The sequence below is a fragment of the Alteromonas sp. 5E99-2 genome, assembly GCF_017368475.1.
Classification (GTDB): domain Bacteria; phylum Pseudomonadota; class Gammaproteobacteria; order Enterobacterales; family Alteromonadaceae; genus Alteromonas_F.
In genome coordinates, this window is the sequence record NZ_JAFNJE010000004.1 from 252,298 (window position 1) to 270,377 (window position 18,080).

An 18,080-nucleotide genomic window follows, 5' to 3' on the forward strand; every position below is an offset into this window, starting at 1 on the left:
GGAAAAGAGGATCTATAAATGCGACCAATTTACCTGTCTTTATTACGTGAGCATCAATGGCTTGCTTAAGCGCTTCAGATAAAGGAGGCGGCTGGAGCAAAACAAGCAAATTTATCTCAATCAGCCTTTTTCATATTGATGGCAAATAAGGACATAGACAGCCATATAACGGTGAATAACAAAAAGTAAACCACATCATCAAGTGCAATAACTCCTCTAGCCATACTGTCAAAACGAGATAAAAAGCTGAAAGATGCCAAGGTATCTAATACAGTATTGTTAGTGTAAGTCGACAATGTATTTAGTACGCCGTTAGATCCAATAACGACAAACAAAAAGCACACAGAAACTCCAAGTATAAAAGCAACAACTTGATTCTTATTTAGTGCTGACATAAACATAGTTATCGCCAAAAATGCCGACGCCATCAACCAGCTGCCGAAATACCCGGTGATAACCACACCTAAATCTGGTTCACCTAAATACGCCACTGTTAGCCATAATGGAAACGTCAGAAGCAAAGACAAACCAATCACCAACCATGAAGCAAGAAACTTCCCCATAACCGCTGAAAACAAAGAGATTGGCAACGTCATCAGCAGTTCTATCGTCCCTAGTTTTCTTTCTTCTGACCAAGTTCTCATGCCAATGGCAGGAACCAAAAATAAAAACAACCAGGGTAACAACGTGAAAAAATGGACAAGATCGGCTTGGTTTCTTTCGTAGAGATCACCGACAAAAAATGTCAATGTTGCGCTCGACATTAAAAATATCAGTATAAAAACGTAAGCAACTGGCGTTGTAAAAACGCTCCTTAACTCCCGCTGTGTTATTGCTAATACGTGGCTCATTCTGATTTCTCCGTCACAGTATTTTTTTCATGAATAGCTTCGCTTGAAGTTAAGGCGCGAAATACCTCGTCCAAATTTCCTTGTGAAATCGTCATTTCGTCCACAGGTAAACGGCGTTGAAATACATATTCACCAATTAAATGCACTATCGCTTTATCTTTTTCAGGGAACAGGGTCACCTGATTTGTTTCATGATTAAATTCAATATTCTCAACGCCTTCTATATCCTCTAGTCCTGATATGTCTGCTGCGTAGCTCAGCTTTAACATCACCGAATTATAGGATTTCGAGAGCTGCTTTAAGGAACTAGGGGTACCATCAAATTTAAGCTTGCCTTCAGCGATAATCAAAGCGCGGTTACACAACACACTTACGTCTTCCAGCAAGTGAGTAGAAATAACAATTATTTTATCCTTAGAAAGCGCCTTTATAAGATTCCTAATCTGATATTTCTGGTTGGGGTCTAATCCATCCATAGGTTCATCAAGAATCAAAATATCTGGGTCGTGAATAATAGCTTGAGCTATGCCTACTCGGCGAACAACGCCCTTTGATAAGGTATCAATTTTTTTGTTTACTACTGATGCTAAGTCTATTTTGTCAACAACATAGCCAATGGCCTTCTGCCTCTCTTTTTTGGCAATTCCTCGGATTCTGGCAATAAAAACTAAAAATTGATACACGGTCATATCACCATAAGCAGGAGCCCCTTCAGGTAAATATCCCACTTGTTTTTGTATATCCCGTCGATGACGAACAATGTCTTTCCCTGCAATTTCAATTGTTCCTGATGTCGCGGGCAAAAATCCGGTTAGCATTTTCATTGTCGTAGACTTACCTGCACCATTTGGTCCAAGAAAGCCTACAATATCGCCTGGTTGCAAAGAAAAGCTCAATGCATCAACGGCTACATGCTTTCCAAATACTTTTTTTAATCCATTTACTGATATCATGTTTTCCTATCTAACCTTTTTCGGCAGCGCTGAAGTAGGACAAACCTACAATTTGAAAAGAAATATACGTGTGAAACTGGGAATTTCAAATACTTATGGAAAATATTGTTATACAACCTGTTGGCAAAATCAGTACTCCATTTAAGCAAAAGTTTGCCATACCCCGCCAACCCAATTTAGCTAATGCTAGCGGAACTATATCAATGTCGGATGTTTTTGCCGACGAAAATTGCTTCAAAGGCCTTAATAATTTTAGTCACCTTTGGTTAATTTTTCAGTTCAGTGCGAACGTCGAATCGGGGTGGAAACACAGTGTGAAAGCCCCTCGCCTAGGCGGCAATAAAACCTTAGGGGTATTTGCAAGCAGAAGTTCTTTTCGCCCAAATCACATGGGCATGTCAGTAGTTAAAAATAAGGGCTGGAGAAAACAAAATACGCAGCTGCTACTTGATGTTGAAGGTGTTGACTTGCTAGACAACACCCCTATTTTAGATATAAAACCCTATATTCCCTATGCCGATGCAATAGAAAACAGCTCTGCGTTACTAGAAAATGGCTACGCTATTGATGAGCCCAAAACACTCACAATTTCATTTTCCTCACATGCAATGGCGTCATTGCCAAAAATAGAAAACCTTTATAGCGGTTTCCAATCTTTAGTAGAAGCCGTGTTAACGCAAGATCCTCGTCCCGCATACAAGAAAAAACGCACAGAAGATCCAAAAGAATATCGTGTTCAGCTTTACGATTTCGATGTTCATTGGCGAATTATAAACGCACAAATTTACGTAGAAAAATTCACACGACTAGCATCCCCTCAAGCTTGAGTTTAGAATACCGCCAGAAATTTAGAATTAGGTCATAACAATCCATGCGCACTAGCCAATATTTACTTGCAACACAAAAAGAAATCCCAGCAGAAGCTGAAGTTATTAGTCACAAATTAATGCTTCGCGCCGGCTTAGTAAGAAAACTAGCTTCAGGCTTGTATACTTGGCTACCAACAGGGTTAAGAGTATTAAACAATGTTGCAAACATAGTGCGCGATGAGATGAACAAAGCAGGTGCTATTGAAATTTTAATGCCTGTAGTTCAACCTGCAGATCTATGGGAAGAGTCTGGGCGCTGGGAAGACTATGGGCCTGAATTACTCAGAGTAAAAGACCGCCATAAACGAGATTTCGTGCTTGGCCCTACCCATGAAGAAGTCATTACCGCCTTAGTTAGAAATGAAGTAAGCAGCTACAAGCAACTTCCTTTAAATCTATACCAAATTCAAACGAAATTCCGCGATGAAGTTCGCCCTCGCTTTGGCATTATGCGCGGCAGAGAGTTTACAATGAAAGACGCTTACAGCTTTCATTTAGACAATGCCTCTCTTGATGATACTTATAAAAAAATGTACACCGCCTACGAAAATATATTTACTCGGTTAGGTTTAGAGTTTAGAGCCGTAATAGCAGATTCAGGCTCTATTGGTGGTAGTACATCTCATGAATTCCATGTCCTTGCCGATTCTGGCGAAGACGCCATCGCATTTTCTGACTCAAGTAGTTACGCTGCTAATGTTGAAATGGCGAGCACATCTCGAGAAGCACTAACTGAAGATGCAAGTTCTACTCCTGTTCCTGTGCCTATAAATGAATTTGAAAATGCCTCAGATGAAAATAAGCTCACTGTTTACTTAGCGCGAGCGTCAGAAGAAGCTGAACAAGAATGGGTTATTCTTGTTTTACGTGCATGCCATTCGTTAAATGATATCAAAGCAGAAAAATTAGATGGTGTAGCGTCGCCATTAAAATTAGCCTCTGATGAAAAAATAAAAGAATTAATACAATGTAATTCCAGTAACCTTGGCCCTTTAAACACGCCTTACCCTGTTTATTATGATCACGGTGTCGTGTCTGTTTCAAAGGTTTATTGTGGTGCTAACTCAGATGAGCAAGGGTTTAAAGATGTAACGATTGCGGCCAGCGAAAGTACTGTTGATATCAGAAATGCTGAAGAAGGCGATGTATCTCCTGATGGAAATGGCAAACTAGTGATAAAACGAGGCATAGAAGTTGGGCATATATTCCAGCTTGGCGACAAATACTCTAGCGCTATGAATTGCGGCGTATTAAACGAAACAGGAAAACACCAAACACTGACTATGGGCTGTTATGGAATAGGTGTTTCTCGTATTGTCGCTGCAGCAATCGAACAAAATCACGATAAGTACGGCATTATTTGGCCAGAGGCTTTAGCACCGTTCAAAGTCACTATCATTCCAATGAATATGCATAAATCTGAGCGCATTAAAGAGGTTGCAGAAAATCTATATAGCACCTTAAAAGCACAAGGTATTGATGTTTTATTTGACGACAGAAAAGAAAGACCGGGCGTTATGTTTGCCGACATGGAGTTAATTGGAATACCTCATAGTATTGTTGTCGGCGAACGTAACCTAGACAACAAACAAGTCGAATATAAACATCGAAAAACAGGTGAAAAACAATTACTCGACATTGATGAGGTAGTAAGATTTATCTCATCGTTATAGTATAGGGTTGGAACAATTACCAACTTTAAAGGAATAATGTGAAAGTAACCTTTTATGGCGTTAGAGGTTCAATTCCGGCGCCAGGTGCAGAGTTTGTGCGTTATGGAGGAAATACAGCGTGTGTACACGTTGAATTAAACGATGGCACAGACATAGTATTAGACTCTGGAACAGGCATCAGAATGCTTGGTAAGGATCTGGCTGCTAAGACAACACCTGTGCACATATTGTTGAGCCACAACCATTGGGACCACATCCAAGGTTTTCCTTTCTTTGTACCTATTTATCAGCCTGACAGGGAGGTTATTATTACTCCCGGTCAAACCTATTTTAACGAACAAAATGCAATTGTAGAGCAAATGCGGGGCTCTACGTTTCCCGTTCATCCTGATAATTTACCTAGCAAAATACGATTTAATAATCTAGATAAAGAACAAACCAAATGGGAAATTGGCTCTGCAACCATTAAGCGCTTATTGATTAACCATCCCGGTGGTGGGAGTGCATACCTAATTACCGAAGGTGAATCCAAGTTGGCTTACATCACCGACAACGAACTTTACCCTCCTTATAAGAAAGAAAATGATTTTATCGGCTTCGTTGATTTTGCTTGGAACGTCGATTTGCTCATCCACGACGCTCAATACTTGAACTCTGATATGCCAACAAAATCTGGATGGGGCCATTCAATTGCAGATGAAGGTGTTAAGTTAGCTGTTGCAAGCAACGCCAAACGCCTTGCTCTTTACAGTCACGATCCAGAGCGGACCGACGATGACATTGATAATATAGTTAAAGATTCAAAAGAGTTTGTAAAAAGCATAGAATCGAATTTAGATGTACTTGCAGCACAAGAGAAGCTGACTATCCAGCTATAAAACCTTATGTTAAACATAAACACCTGCTGCGCGATATAACTGCAGATGGACATCAACTAATGCATTGATGTCTCTTTGGTAACCTCCACCAATAACGCAGGCCACCGGTAATTTATGCCTCTTGCATAAATCAATCACCATACTATCTCGCGTCAATACCCCTTGGGTTGTTACGTTTAACAAACCTAAATCATCATTTTCATGAATATCCACCCCTGCATCATAAATAACTGCATCAGGCTGGTAACATCGAAATGCTAAAGAAAGCGCCTCGTCAAGAATTGAAAGGTATTGCTCGTCAGACAAGTTTTTATCTAGCGGAAAGTCCATGTCTGACACTTGTTTACGAAACGGAAAGTTTTTTTCACAATGCAAAGAAAGGGTAATAATATCATTTCTTTCACTTGTAAGTTTAGCGGTTCCATCGCCTTGATGAACATCTAAATCAATAATTAAGACTTGCCCTACAGCTGGGTTCAACAGCATTTCATTCGCGGCAAGGTACAAGTCATTAAACAAGCAAAAACCAGAACCGTAATCTGTAAATGCATGATGATACCCTCCGGTTAAATTCAGTGCGACACCATGCTGTAAAGCCAGCTGAGCAGTGCGAATTGTTCCTCCTACCGCAGTTAAAGAACGTTGAATGAGTTGTTCTGACCATGGAAAGCCAATTCTTCTCATGGCTTTTGAATTTAATGCGCCGCTGGTGAGTTCATCGACGTAACTTCGATCAAAAAATCGATGCATATGCTGTATAGGCACTGCAGCAGGCGTAACAAATCGGCTCTGTTCTACGCCTTTTGCTATCAACCCATCATAAATCCCTTGATACTTCTCAATAGGAAAACGGTGCCTATCTGGCAGTGATAACTGGCTATAAATGGGATGAAAAACAAGATTCTTCATAAATATACATAAAACCTAACTAACCTGAATCCTGTTTAAGGAATGATGCAAGTGTTCATCTCCTAGACAAACTTAAGAAAGAAATAGATTCTCTTTTTCCATGTATGATGGAATAGGTTTATTAAACTTACTAAGCAACGAAGGAGCAAAATCTAATACACTCACAGGTTCCCAAACCTTTGCTTCTTGCTCGCTCATTATATGATTCGACGCTATTTGGCACGGAGTGTAATGTAATAAAACCCCTTCAGGAATATGGTAAGCATAGCTACCAGAGGCATCCTGTAAGTGCACATTATCAATGCCTATCAGCTTTGGCTCAATGTTTAAATCATTGTCGTAAACAGCTAATGAATCTTGATTGTGAATATTTACATCTAACCTCAAATCACCGGTACTCGTTTCAAAAACAGTAATATGTTGGCCATTTATTGTTATATTTTTCAGCTTGTTCAACTGCTGTTTTACAGTTCCGCTCTTTGGTGACACCGTGACTCTGGGGGCCATAGACAAACGGGGTTCCCAGTCAGCTCGATTTACCCCTAGATAATTCATTAAGCGAGTTAAGTTGGTAATTAATACTTGTGTTTCTACAGGCTCGACGTTGGTCACTGCGCCTTGCCCCATACTGGATGAGACAATAAGTTCGCTGCCGGTTTTATCGCAATAATCGAGTAACTTTTGCAGCTGATAATTTGCCACTTTCACGGCGTGAGGAATTTCACCTGACCACTGGAGTCGCCAAGATTCATCAAACTTTCCAGCCTCGTAATCCTCAGGGAAAATTGTTGGCCAATACCTGTGCATACTCGATGCAAGGTGATTAGTGAAGAAAAAGCTCACGTCGGGTCTTGTTGTCGCGAGCTGTCGAAAATACAAATCAAACGCAATTTCAGCTTGAGACGTTCTCCGTCTTACAACGCGATCACTATTAAAGCGCTCGCTGACAATCTGATTGGATAACTTCAAAAAGGTGTTTGACGTCAAACCCAAGCTTATGGACTTTTGAATAAATCGAGCGGCATCTTTTACTGCAATCCCCGAACTCACATTTCTCCCGTTGGCTTGAACCATAGACAAATTAAAGCGTTGAAATGCGCTCAACGCTTCAGGAAAGCACTCATCGCCAGCAGCAAAGGTATCAGGGACATAAAATGCGAAGTTGTCTAAATTATCAGGCAAGGGGTAGCTTTGTAATGAACCAAACACCCCTACTTTTACACCTTGTTGAGCTAGTAGAGTATATATGTTTGGAAACTCCCCATTCACCCTTGATAAGTCTTGTCCCAAATCACTGATTTCGTGTTCAATATTTGAAACACCACGATGCATAGTAGGCCAGGTAACCCAGGGACTTAGGCTTCCTACATCGGCAGTATGGGTTTGAAATAACGCGCTTTGCTGTCGAAGTTTTGCAAACGCAGAATTGGGGTGAGAGAGGGCATAAAAATCAAACACTTTTTGAGGTATTTCATTTAACTCATAAACAATCACGCCCATTTACTTTTTCGTCCATCTGTTTTAATTGACTCGTTTAACAGCACTATGATTCAAGTCAGTGAGCTTTAAGAGCTGCAACATTCCTTGTCACAGTTTATCGTTATTGCTACGTTTTATCTATTTCTACTCAATAGTAACTGATGGCTTAACTTTAGCAGGTATAACCACCTGTTTTTTCATGTGAAAAAATTTTAGCTTATGATTTTAACGACCATTAATTAATGTACTTTCACTTTTAAAACGGACAATTTTAAATTCGCCCTTTGTTTCATTTTTGCCACTATTAAGCACCGGACTTCTAAACAACTCGTTTACTGTTGCATAAATATAGCCATCAACACCTATAGAAAACCCGTCTGGCCAAGGTAGTGTTGTTTTCGACTGGTACAAAACGTCGTATTCGCCATTTGGACGAATGACTCCAATAGCATTATCAGTTATCCCTGTCACATAGACATTACCTTGGGCATCAATCGTTGAACCATCGGATATTGGTTTATCTCCATAACGCTCAACTTTAGCTTCTAATTCGCTGTCAGTTAACTGAGCATTTAGCAAATACTGAGTTTTAATTCGGTACATAGACTTACCTGACATAGGCGCAAAATAAAGCCAAGTATTAGTGGGGTCTATAGTGATGGGGTTAACACCAATACGAGCAGGCTGACCACCGAGCTCTACAACTCTATTGTCGATAACCATGTCTATATCTTCAGGAACAGTGAAACGAGAACCTTCTAGCACTCTGCGACTCAAGCCTGTTTTCATATCAACAACAATTAACGCTGAGTTTTCACCATTCCCCGTATCAGTGATGTAAATTGCGCCATTACTGTGATCTACGGCTAAATCATTTAAAAACGATGTTTCCCGCGTAACTGGAGTCGATAAATAAAATACTTTATGCAGCGATTCAGTATTTGTGTCCCAGCCTATAACTCGGCCGCTATGTTCGTTATCTTGCCCATCGAGTATCCACAAAATACCTTGTCTGTCGGCGCGTATACCAAACACACCTTTAAGACCTACACCGTTTTTCTTTGTTGCTCTCGCCCACTCTTCAGTTGGATATGCTTTTGTAGTGCCATCTTTTAATATTTCCACAAGACGTAACTCTTGGCCATAAAATTCATGCACACTCATAAACATACGGCCACTTGGTGCAATAGCCAAATTCCCCGGAGGAAGTGACTCATCAAAGGTGGCTACTATCTCTAGCTTATCAGCATAAACCGTTCCAGCCATCGTAAACGACAAGATTAAAAATTGAAAAAATGCCTTCATTACTCACTCCTAAAGCCTACGGTATGTACTGACTATTTCAGTCAAGCCTATTTCACCCTGATCACTAGTCAGTCAAAACCGCGTCAAATCACTATGTACTAAACCAGCTACTTTTATTTATTCCCACTCAATAGTGGCAGGTGGTTTACCTGAAATATCGTAAACCACGCGAGAGATGCCATCTATCTCGTTGATAATACGATTAGACACTTTACCCAAGAAGTCATAAGGTAAATGCGCCCAATGGGCTGTCATAAAGTCGATGGTTTCTACGGCTCTTAGCGATACCACCCAATCATATTTACGAGCATCGCCCATAACACCCACTGAACGCACAGGTAAGAACACAGTAAATGCTTGGCTTACTTTGTGGTAAAGCTCAGATGCGTGAAGCTCTTCAATAAAAATAGCGTCGGCGCGGCGAAGTAAATCACAATACTCTTTTTTAATTTCACCTAACACTCTCACACCTAAACCGGGTCCAGGGAAAGGATGGCGATACAGCATGTCGTAAGGTAAGCCTAATTCCAGGCCAATTTTACGTACTTCGTCTTTAAACAACTCACGAAGAGGCTCAACCAAGCCCATTTTCATATCTTTGGGTAATCCACCTACATTGTGATGAGATTTAATCACATGAGCTTTACCTGTTTCCGAGCCTGCTGACTCAATTACGTCAGGGTAAATAGTGCCTTGCGCTAGCCATTTAGCGTTATCTAACTTGTTCGATTCTTCATCAAACACCTTAACGAATTCACCGCCAATGATTTTACGTTTTTTCTCAGGGTCATCTTCACCTTGTAAGGCGTCGAGAAAACGTTGTTCGGCATCCACTTTGATAATATTCAAACCAAAACGGTCACCAAACATGTCCATAACTTGCTGGCCTTCATTTAAGCGAAGCAAGCCGTTATCAACAAATACACAGATCAGTTTATCGCCAATAGCTTGATGAATAAGCATGGCAACAACAGATGAATCTACACCACCTGACAAGCCCAAAATCACTTCATCGTCTTGCACTTTTTCTTTAATTCTAGCCACGGCGTCTTGAATAATGGCATTGGGCGTCCACAATTTCTCACAACCACAAATATCTAACACAAACTTAGACAAGACTTTCTCGCCTTGCTTAGTGTGAGTAACTTCGGGGTGAAATTGTACACCGTAAAAACGACGAGACTCATCAGCCATTGCCGCATAAGGGCACGAAGGGGTTTTAGCAACGGTTTCAAAACCCTTGGGCAATGAAGCAACTTTGTCGCCGTGACTCATCCATACGTCTAATTGCGGTTGCCCTGCTTCGCTAAGTTGATCTTTAATATCGTCCAACAAGGTTGAAGTATGGCAAACATCAATTTGAGCGTAGCCAAATTCACGCTTATCAGAGCCTTGAACTGAACCACCTAATTGCTCTGCCATGGTTTGCATTCCGTAACAAATACCCAACACAGGAACCCCTGCATTAAATACATAGTCAGGTGCACGAGGTGACTTTGCTTCTGTTACTGACTCAGGCCCGCCAGATAAAATAATGCCATTAGGAGCAAACCCTTTGATTTGCTCTTCAGAAACATCCCACGCCCATAATTCACAATACACACCGATTTCTCTCACTCTACGAGCAATAAGTTGAGTGTATTGAGAACCAAAATCTAAAATAAGAATACGTTGCGAATGGATATTCGAACTCATGATGTTCCTTAATAATTTTAAGACGAAAATACGGAGGCATTTTACATGCCTCACCAAATTCAAAATACTAGTGTGACTAGCTCATACGGTAGTTAGGTGCTTCTTTTGTAATGCTCACATCGTGTACATGAGATTCACCCATGCCTGCAGATGTTACTTTTACAAATTTCGCTTTAGTGCCTAAGTCTGAAATGGTTGGACAACCAGTCAATCCCATCGCTGAACGTAAACCGCCCATTTGTTGATGGATGATGTTCGCAATTGGCCCCTTGTAAGCAACACGACCTTCGATACCTTCAGGGACCAGTTTTTCAGCACTGTTCGGATCTTGGAAGTAACGGTCTGAACTCCCGTGGCTTTGGTTCATTGCACCTAATGAGCCCATACCTCGATACGATTTGTAATAACGACCTTGATAGAGTTCTACTTCCCCAGGCGCTTCTTCTGTACCCGCTAGCATACTGCCAACCATGACACAGCTTGCTCCAGCAACCAGAGCTTTAGCAATATCGCCAGAGAAACGTATCCCGCCATCAGCGATAACAGGAATACCTGTACCTTCCAAGGCATCAACAGCATCAGCTATGGCCGTAATTTGCGGCACACCACAACCGGTAACAATACGAGTAGTACAAATTGAACCTGGTCCAATGCCCACTTTTACCGCGTCAACACCGGCATCTGCCAATGCTTTTGCACCAGCGCCTGTGGCAACGTTACCTGCAATAATCTGAATATCAGGGAAAGCATTGCGAATACGTTTTACACTTGCAATCACGCCTTCTGAATGACCGTGACTGGTGTCGATAAGTAAGACGTCTACGCCCGCTTCAACCAATAATTTAATTCTTTCGTCTGTACCTGCGCCAACACCAACTGCCGCGCCTACACGCAAACGACCTAATTCATCTTTACAGGCATTGGGTTTGCTTTCTGCTTTTTGGAAATCTTTTACCGTAATCAAGCCTGATAATTTAAAGGTATCGTCAACCACCAAAATTTTCTCAATTCTATGCTCGTGCATTAAATCAAGTACCAAGGCAGAATCCGCGCCTTCTTTTACCGTAACTAAACGGTCTTTAGGGGTCATAACTGTGCTGATTGGCAACTCTAAACGGTTTTCAAAGCGCAAATCACGGCCCGTAACGATACCTATGAGGTTATTACTTTTATCCGTAACAGGAAAGCCTGAGTAACCTAAACGTTTGCTAAGGGCTAACACATCACCAATTGAAGCACTGTCTTCAACGGTTACAGGGTCTGATACAACACCACTTTCGTATTTTTTTACTTTTAACACATGGCTGGCTTGATCTTCAGCTGGCATGTTTTTATGAATAAAACCAATACCGCCTTCTTGAGCAAGAGCAATCGCCAAAGGCGCTTCACTTACTGTATCCATCGCAGCGGACACCATAGGAATATTTAAGCACACCTTACGAGTAAGCTGGGTGTTGAGCTTTGCTGTGTGAGGTAAAACAGTAGAGTGGTCTGGAACGAGCAACACGTCATCAAACGTGAGAGCTTCTTGGATTATTCTGAGCATGCAATTACACCTAGCGAGTTAAGACTTAATTGCGGCGCAATTGTAGTGTTTTTTAACTTTAAGGTAAACTGTAATCTTTAGATCTCATTGTGAAAATTTTATGTCTATGTCTTCAGTGCCTCAATCTCGGCATATTTTAACGCCAACCAAGCTAAATAGGTTGGCGAAAACCTTGTTACAAACCGAAATTGGCTTGATTTGGCTACAAGGTGAAATATCGAATTTTGTCGCAGCAAGTTCTGGTCATTGGTATTTCACGTTAAAAGACAATCGCGCACAAATTCGCGGAGCCATGTTCAAACAAGCAAATCATCGTGTTGCCGCCCGCCCCAAAGAAGGCGACAAGGTGTTAATTCGCGCAAGTGTCGGTTTGTATGAACCACGAGGCGATTACCAGCTCATTGTTGAACATTTGGAGCTGGATGGCGAAGGCGCGTTAAAACGAGAGCTAGAAATATTAAAACAACAACTTAATCGCGAAGGACTATTCGATACGGCCAAAAAGCGCCCGCTTCCTACCGCCACATCAAAATTAGGTGTCATCACCTCTGCCAGTGGCGCCGCACTGCAAGATGTATTAGCAGTCTTAAAACGAAGAGCGCCAGATATAGAAGTGATTGTCTACCCAACCCTAGTACAAGGCGAACAAGCCCCCGAAGCCATACGACAAGCACTTCAAATAGCCAATGAACGCGCTGAAGTGGATGTATTGTTAATTACTCGAGGAGGCGGTTCACTGGAAGATCTATGGGCCTTTAACAACGCCGAGCTTGCAAGAGATATTGCACAATCAACACTCATCACAGTAAGCGCAGTAGGGCACGAGGTCGATGTCACTATTAGCGACTTAGTTGCCGATTTAAGAGCACCTACCCCCTCGGCGGCGGCTGAACTGATTAGCCCTAACGCCCGTGAACGAGCACAGCGTATCGTGCAACTTTCTGCTCGTCTTAATCATGCCATTGGCCATGTGCTTGCAAAAAAACAAGCACAAAGTGAAGGGCTTAATAAATCCCTAAATATCATGCACCCTTCTCGCCAGCTTTTACAACATGCTCAACACTTAGATAAGGTAACGGCCCAGTTAAACCAAAACATTCAAGGCTACTTTAGTAAAAAGCACAATCAATACGAAAAACTAAGCCATAGATTAATGCAGGTAAGCCCTGAGGCCAAAATACAATTAAATAGCATAAAGCAAGATAACCTAAATCGCCGGCTCACAACTGCATGGGAAGCTTTATACAAACATAAATTCGAACAACTACAGCGCCAAGCAGGGTATTTAAACGCACTTAGCCCTCTAGCAACTTTGTCTCGAGGTTACTCTATTACGCTGCAAGTAGATCGTGCGGTTACAAAAGCTAAAGACCTTGATTTGTCTAAACCCATAGTCACAAAATTTCAAGACGGCGAGGTTGTCAGTATGCCCTTAGCAAACCAACAAGAGCTAGATACATGAGATATCTAGCCACAGGTGTTTTAGTTTTAGCTTTATCTTTATTGGGCTGCGCTACGCCCAAACACCACTCATCCAATAATGAAATCGAAAGCAATGAAATAGAGCCTGAGCAAAACCCTTTTTTAGCCGTGGATAAATTTGATTTTTATCCCGCGTTTATGAGTGAAACAAGTGCCAAAGCATGTGATAACACCAGAGCACAATGTAAAGACGATCCAATTTCGGCTGAACGTTGGAGAGACATTTTAAATTCAGCGGTATATCCAGCCCAAATAAACACCTCTGAAAACGCGACAGATTATGAATTACTCATTGCTTCTCAATTAAGAGAATTTCCTGAAGAGCCAGCATCGAGCCATTTGTTGTCCAATGTATTTTCAACCAAAAAAGCCATTCAATCAGCCAGTCTACATACAGAGTTTACCCTTCAATGGCGGGGCTTTCCTCTCAATACCTATAGCGCGTCTAATGCTTTACGTTCAGATAATGAATTTGAACAAAGTGCGAAAACCATTGTTTCTCGATGGAAGAATCATGCATTTACTATGGGCTTGTTTAGCCGAGAGTTTTTGTATTCATCTTTGCAAGCAAGTGACTACCGCAACGGGTTAGTATTAACACCTTATGCTGGCGATTTTTATTTAGAAGATATCCAGTTATATCCAGACCCTTTCTTAGGCTCAGTAGCGCGATACCGCCACCCTCAATATTCCGACGCTATTCTTGATGTCGCCATATATCCCATTAGAGAAAGTCTTACCAAAATTAACCACAGTTGGTTAAACAATAAGATAAAAAGTGAATTCCAACAGGCAAAAGAAGTAACTGAAAGTAGAGAATTAGCTTTATTTATAGATAAAGCGGTGAGTGAAATTGTCTTACCTTCTACAACGGGAATGTATTTTTCAATTCATGGTTCAAATGACATTGATGAACCACTTTACGCAGCAACCTATGTGTTTATCGTAAAAGACAAGCTAGTTAAATTTACCAGCAGCTTCCCCTACCACATAGCAGAGCCGCTAGTTCAGCATATAATGCTGACTCTAGATGTACCTGCTGAATCCAAAATGATGAAGCAGGTACGAGAGTTTCTATAAGCTTACTTTTTCTTGTGCAATGCCATTAAGCGACGGCGTTTACGCTGTTGTGTGAGTGTAAGCTGGTTTTTCTTGCCTTCAAATGGGTTACTGCCTTCACGAAACTCAACTTTAATGGGCGTCCCCATCATTTCTAACGCTTTTCGGTAGTAGTTAGTCATATAGCGTTTATATGCGCTAGGTAAGTCTTGTACTTGGTTACCATGAATAACAACCACAGGTGGGTTATAACCTCCTGCATGGGCATATTTCATCTTCACTCTGCGTCCACGTACCATCGGAGGCTGGTGATCGTCTTGTGCCATTTCCATAATTTGAGTCAATAATGCGGTATTCACCCGCTTAGTCGCACTGTGATACGCTTCTTGTACTGATTCAAACAAATTCCCTACACCACTACCGTGCAATGCAGAAATAAAATGCAAACGAGCAAAATCAATAAAACCTAAACGTCGGTCAATCTCGCGTTTGATATCATTTTTAATGTCTTGATTTAACCCATCCCATTTATTCACGGCGATAACCAAAGAACGGCCACTATTGAGTACAAAGCCCAATAAGCTTAGGTCTTGATCCGTGATCCCTTCTCGTGCATCAATCACAAGTAATACGACGTTGGACTCTTCAATAGCTTGCAGTGTTTTTACAATAGAAAATTTCTCTACCGCATCTGATACTTTCTTGCGCTTTCGTACACCAGCAGTATCGATAATAATATATTCTCGTTCGTCTCTTTCAAACGGAATGAAAATACTGTCTCGGGTGGTGCCAGGCATATCGAAAACCACAACTCGATCTTCACCGAGTATGCGATTTGTTAAGGTAGATTTACCTACATTAGGTTTGCCTACGATAGCGAGTTTTATCGGCAGTGATTGTAATCGCTCTCGTTGCGCTTCTGCATCTTCTTCCGTTGCTGCTTCGTCAGACTGAGGCTCAATTTTCATGTCTGGGAAATCGCTAGCTAAAGGCGATAAGGTGGTTGTCAGTAACTGTCCTATGCCTCTGCCGTGGGCAGCCGCAATTTGATGAACAGTGCCCAATCCCAAACTATAGAATTCTGCCGACTCACTGTCGCCATCAATGCCATCGACTTTATTAGCGACAAGGTATACGGTTTTAGAGACTTTCCGTAGATGCTCAGCAATACCGACATCCGCAGGGAGCACACCAGCACGAGCATCGACCATAAACATGACAACATCAGCTTCATCAATGGCTTTTAAAGACTGCTCTGCCATGTGCATATCAATGCCAGCTTCATCACCTGAGATCCCGCCAGTATCTACAACAATAAACTGGCGTTCTTCATAACTGGCTTGGCCGTATTTACGATCACGGGTTAACCCTGGAAAATCAGCAACTAACGCATCTCTAGTATGAGTTAAGCGATTAAATAGCGTGGATTTCCCCACATTGGGACGCCCTACGAGCGCAACCACAGGTAACATAAATTATTCCTCAGCTTTAATTAGCTTGTTCGGGTTTTAAAGCTGCTACGTCACCGTCCCGGGTCACTGCAATAAGTGTGTCGTTCACAACAATAGGGTCACCAAAGATCGCGCCATCGTCGTCGTCGTCGCCTAAATCATATCGAGATTCGATAGCGCCAGTTTCTGTATTTATCCAATGCAAAAAGCCATAGTTGTCACCTACGACTACATGCTCACCAAAGGGGATTGCAGAAGTAAGTCTACGGCCAGCCATGCTGTTTTGAGACCACTTTTCAATACCATTTCGTCTATCAAGAGCAAGAATATTTGAGTCTACATCGACTACGTATAAAGTGTCTTCACCTAAAGAAATATTTCTAAATGACCCGTATTCCCGTTTCCAAATAATACGCCCACTTCGCAACTCTACTGACGCTAAGGTGCCATTAAATGAAATAGCGTAAATAATACCGCGGTAGATTAAAGGGGAAGAATCTATATCTACAATACGCTCTAGTTCAGTTGCGCCAGTTGGTTGAGCAATAGAGGTTTCCCATGCAGTTAAGCCATTTTCAATAACACTCACCTGGATGTATCCCGTAGGGGTTCCCACTATAACGCCACCCGCCTCAGCCTTAGGTGCCGAAATACCACGAAGCGTTAAAGGTGGAACATCTGCATTTGTGCGCCACCTCAGTTCACCTGTTTTTTCGTCAAAAGCGAACAGCACACCGCTACCAGTATTAACAATCGCAAGGCCTTCACCAGTAGTGGCCGGTGCCAAAATTTCGCCAGCAATTCTAGTTTCCCAAAGGATACTTCCATCTTTTGGGTCTACAGCAATAAAGTCGCCGTTTTCAGAACCTAAGAACAACTTATCATAGCCGAAAGCCAAACTAGACAAACGAGCAGATTCCCCTCGAGAGAACCACTTGCTTGCGCCAGATAACCACCCTTTACTCTCATATATACCAAAATCAGTACGCCAGATGCGCTTTCCCGATTCAACATTTAGCGCTTCTAAGTACCCTTTTCGATCAGCAACATAAAGAATGCCTTCATTTTCTACAGGGCGTAACCGAGAGAAATAACCGTCAACGCCATCACCTACTGATGCGTCCCATACTTCATCAATTTCAAATAAAGGCTCAATGGGCTTTAATCGTCTTACTGCTATTTCTTCGTCGTCTTTAAACCAATCGCTTATAGTCGTGCAGCCGGATAACGTTGCCAGCAACAACAAACTTACAATGGGTTTTACTGCGTTATTAGCCACTTTATGCTCCGGTATTTAGCTCTAAATTGTCTAATTTCATTTGGACTTGTTGATTTTCAGGCGACTTTTCAAGTGCTGCAATATAAGCGCTTTTGGCTTCATCAACACGAGTCAATGCACTAAGCGCATCGCCTTTTAAAGACAAAGATTGAGACAAAAATGCTTCTCCGGTAATACGTTCAACCGTTGACAATACCGCGTCGTACTTTTCTTGTTCCATTTGAATAGCGGCAAGTCTGATTGCTGCAATCGAGCCCAGAGGTGTTCCCTCTTCAGATACAACAACATTTTCTAAAACATCCGCCGCGCTATCTAAATTAGCCGCATCAACATATTCTTTGGCAAGCACAAGAGAGCTTATAGCGGTATAGCCTTTATTTTCAGACTCTGCGGTAAAAGTTGCCAACGCATCAATTGAATCATCAGATACTGCCGTTTCAACCGCCTTTTGATATTGAATCGACGCAGCTTCTTTTCCATTTATTTGCGAATCAGTGTAGGTCTGCCATCCCCACAAGCCACCTATCCCAATGACGGCGCCCGCGATAATTGCAACTCCATTTTCTTTCAAAAATCGTTTAATTGCTTCTTCTTGTTGTTCTTCAGTTGCAAATTCGTCCACGCTTCAACCTCTTTATTGATTCTTGTTGG

At 41.7% G+C, this 18,080-nt stretch carries 15 protein-coding genes; 5 read left to right on the forward strand and 10 right to left on the reverse strand.

Features of this window, described 5'->3' with window-relative positions; all coding sequences use genetic code 11:
- Nucleotides 1–116: 116 nt before the first annotated feature.
- Both J3L16_RS06585 and J3L16_RS06590 read right to left on the reverse strand, forming a co-directional pair.
- Nucleotides 117–851 carry an ABC transporter permease subunit gene (locus J3L16_RS06585; RefSeq protein ID WP_207612092.1) on the reverse strand — a complete coding sequence of 245 codons (735 nt, stop codon included), beginning with the start codon at nucleotides 849–851 and terminating at the stop codon, nucleotides 117–119.
- Entirely contained in the window at nucleotides 848–1,804 is a 957-nt protein-coding gene (locus J3L16_RS06590) for an ABC transporter ATP-binding protein (protein ID WP_207612093.1), read from the reverse strand. Before J3L16_RS06590 ends, J3L16_RS06585 begins: the two co-directional genes overlap by 4 nt.
- Before the next feature lie 95 nt (nucleotides 1,805–1,899).
- Between J3L16_RS06590 and tsaA the strand changes: the two genes are divergently transcribed.
- Genes tsaA through J3L16_RS06605 form a run of 3 tightly spaced genes read left to right on the forward strand, consistent with a single transcriptional unit; the run spans nucleotide 1,900 to nucleotide 5,224 of the window.
- Nucleotides 1,900–2,631 (forward strand): tRNA (N6-threonylcarbamoyladenosine(37)-N6)-methyltransferase TrmO, encoded by a 732-nt coding sequence (gene tsaA, locus J3L16_RS06595; protein ID WP_207612094.1) that lies wholly within the window; start codon nucleotides 1,900–1,902, stop codon nucleotides 2,629–2,631.
- A 44-nt stretch (nucleotides 2,632–2,675) separates the two neighbouring features.
- On the forward strand, nucleotides 2,676–4,346 hold the full coding sequence (locus tag J3L16_RS06600; protein WP_207612095.1) for a proline--tRNA ligase: 1,671 nt from the start codon (nucleotides 2,676–2,678) through the stop codon (nucleotides 4,344–4,346).
- A 38-nt stretch (nucleotides 4,347–4,384) separates the two neighbouring features.
- The gene (locus tag J3L16_RS06605; RefSeq protein WP_207612096.1) at nucleotides 4,385–5,224 is read left to right on the forward strand and encodes an MBL fold metallo-hydrolase; all 840 of its coding nucleotides are present in this window, start codon (nucleotides 4,385–4,387) and stop codon (nucleotides 5,222–5,224) included.
- A gap of 9 nt (nucleotides 5,225–5,233) precedes the next feature.
- Here J3L16_RS06605 and J3L16_RS06610 read toward each other — a convergent pair whose 3' ends face one another.
- The 5 genes from J3L16_RS06610 to guaB form a co-directional block, all read right to left on the reverse strand.
- A complete protein-coding gene (locus J3L16_RS06610) occupies nucleotides 5,234–6,133 on the reverse strand; it encodes a histone deacetylase (protein WP_207612097.1) in 900 nt (299 codons plus the stop codon).
- Between the two features lie 72 nt (nucleotides 6,134–6,205).
- Complete coding sequence (locus tag J3L16_RS06615) at nucleotides 6,206–7,633, reverse strand: hypothetical protein (RefSeq protein WP_207612098.1); 1,428 nt, start codon at nucleotides 7,631–7,633, stop codon at nucleotides 6,206–6,208.
- Between the two features lie 204 nt (nucleotides 7,634–7,837).
- Complete coding sequence (locus J3L16_RS06620) at nucleotides 7,838–8,917, reverse strand: L-dopachrome tautomerase-related protein (RefSeq protein WP_207612099.1); 1,080 nt, start codon at nucleotides 8,915–8,917, stop codon at nucleotides 7,838–7,840.
- Between the two features lie 117 nt (nucleotides 8,918–9,034).
- Nucleotides 9,035–10,612 carry a glutamine-hydrolyzing GMP synthase gene (gene guaA, locus J3L16_RS06625; protein ID WP_207612100.1) on the reverse strand — a complete coding sequence of 526 codons (1,578 nt, stop codon included), beginning with the start codon at nucleotides 10,610–10,612 and terminating at the stop codon, nucleotides 9,035–9,037.
- A 76-nt stretch (nucleotides 10,613–10,688) separates the two neighbouring features.
- Nucleotides 10,689–12,158 (reverse strand): IMP dehydrogenase, encoded by a 1,470-nt coding sequence (gene guaB / locus J3L16_RS06630; protein WP_207612101.1) that lies wholly within the window; start codon nucleotides 12,156–12,158, stop codon nucleotides 10,689–10,691.
- 100 nt (nucleotides 12,159–12,258) lie between these two features.
- Here guaB and xseA point away from each other — a divergent pair, with 100 nt between their 5' ends.
- Both xseA and J3L16_RS06640 read left to right on the forward strand, forming a co-directional pair.
- The gene (xseA, locus tag J3L16_RS06635) at nucleotides 12,259–13,620 is read left to right on the forward strand and encodes an exodeoxyribonuclease VII large subunit (RefSeq protein WP_207612102.1); all 1,362 of its coding nucleotides are present in this window, start codon (nucleotides 12,259–12,261) and stop codon (nucleotides 13,618–13,620) included.
- Nucleotides 13,617–14,720, forward strand: coding sequence for a hypothetical protein (locus J3L16_RS06640; protein ID WP_207612103.1), 1,104 nt, complete (start codon nucleotides 13,617–13,619; stop codon nucleotides 14,718–14,720). The genes xseA and J3L16_RS06640 overlap by 4 nt, the downstream gene beginning before the upstream one ends.
- A gap of 2 nt (nucleotides 14,721–14,722) precedes the next feature.
- Here J3L16_RS06640 and der read toward each other — a convergent pair whose 3' ends face one another.
- The 3 genes from der to J3L16_RS06655 are packed head-to-tail and all read right to left on the reverse strand — an operon-like array spanning nucleotide 14,723 to nucleotide 18,051.
- The gene (gene der / locus J3L16_RS06645; RefSeq protein ID WP_207612104.1) at nucleotides 14,723–16,171 is read right to left on the reverse strand and encodes a ribosome biogenesis GTPase Der; all 1,449 of its coding nucleotides are present in this window, start codon (nucleotides 16,169–16,171) and stop codon (nucleotides 14,723–14,725) included.
- A 16-nt stretch (nucleotides 16,172–16,187) separates the two neighbouring features.
- Nucleotides 16,188–17,429, reverse strand: a complete 1,242-nt coding sequence (gene bamB, locus J3L16_RS06650; RefSeq protein WP_347564646.1) for an outer membrane protein assembly factor BamB — start codon at nucleotides 17,427–17,429, stop codon at nucleotides 16,188–16,190.
- A gap of 1 nt (nucleotide 17,430) precedes the next feature.
- The gene (locus tag J3L16_RS06655) at nucleotides 17,431–18,051 is read right to left on the reverse strand and encodes a tetratricopeptide repeat protein (protein WP_207612105.1); all 621 of its coding nucleotides are present in this window, start codon (nucleotides 18,049–18,051) and stop codon (nucleotides 17,431–17,433) included.
- Between the last annotated feature and the right edge of the window lie 29 nt (nucleotides 18,052–18,080).

Bases quoted from the DNA above. Each gene is read 5' to 3' on its own strand.
- J3L16_RS06585 (WP_207612092.1), bottom strand. From the start codon at position 851: ATGAGCCACGTATTAGCAATAACACAGCGGGAGTTAAGGAGCGTTTTT.
- J3L16_RS06590 (WP_207612093.1), bottom strand. From the start codon at position 1,804: ATGATATCAGTAAATGGATTAAAAAAAGTATTTGGAAAGCATGTAGCC.
- tsaA (WP_207612094.1), top strand. From the start codon at position 1,900: ATGGAAAATATTGTTATACAACCTGTTGGCAAAATCAGTACTCCATTT.
- J3L16_RS06600 (WP_207612095.1), top strand. From the start codon at position 2,676: ATGCGCACTAGCCAATATTTACTTGCAACACAAAAAGAAATCCCAGCA.
- J3L16_RS06610 (WP_207612097.1), bottom strand. From the start codon at position 6,133: ATGAAGAATCTTGTTTTTCATCCCATTTATAGCCAGTTATCACTGCCA.
- J3L16_RS06615 (WP_207612098.1), bottom strand. From the start codon at position 7,633: ATGGGCGTGATTGTTTATGAGTTAAATGAAATACCTCAAAAAGTGTTT.
- J3L16_RS06620 (WP_207612099.1), bottom strand. From the start codon at position 8,917: ATGAAGGCATTTTTTCAATTTTTAATCTTGTCGTTTACGATGGCTGGA.
- guaA (WP_207612100.1), bottom strand. From the start codon at position 10,612: ATGAGTTCGAATATCCATTCGCAACGTATTCTTATTTTAGATTTTGGT.
- guaB (WP_207612101.1), bottom strand. From the start codon at position 12,158: ATGCTCAGAATAATCCAAGAAGCTCTCACGTTTGATGACGTGTTGCTC.
- xseA (WP_207612102.1), top strand. From the start codon at position 12,259: ATGTCTATGTCTTCAGTGCCTCAATCTCGGCATATTTTAACGCCAACC.
- J3L16_RS06640 (WP_207612103.1), top strand. From the start codon at position 13,617: ATGAGATATCTAGCCACAGGTGTTTTAGTTTTAGCTTTATCTTTATTG.
- der (WP_207612104.1), bottom strand. From the start codon at position 16,171: ATGTTACCTGTGGTTGCGCTCGTAGGGCGTCCCAATGTGGGGAAATCC.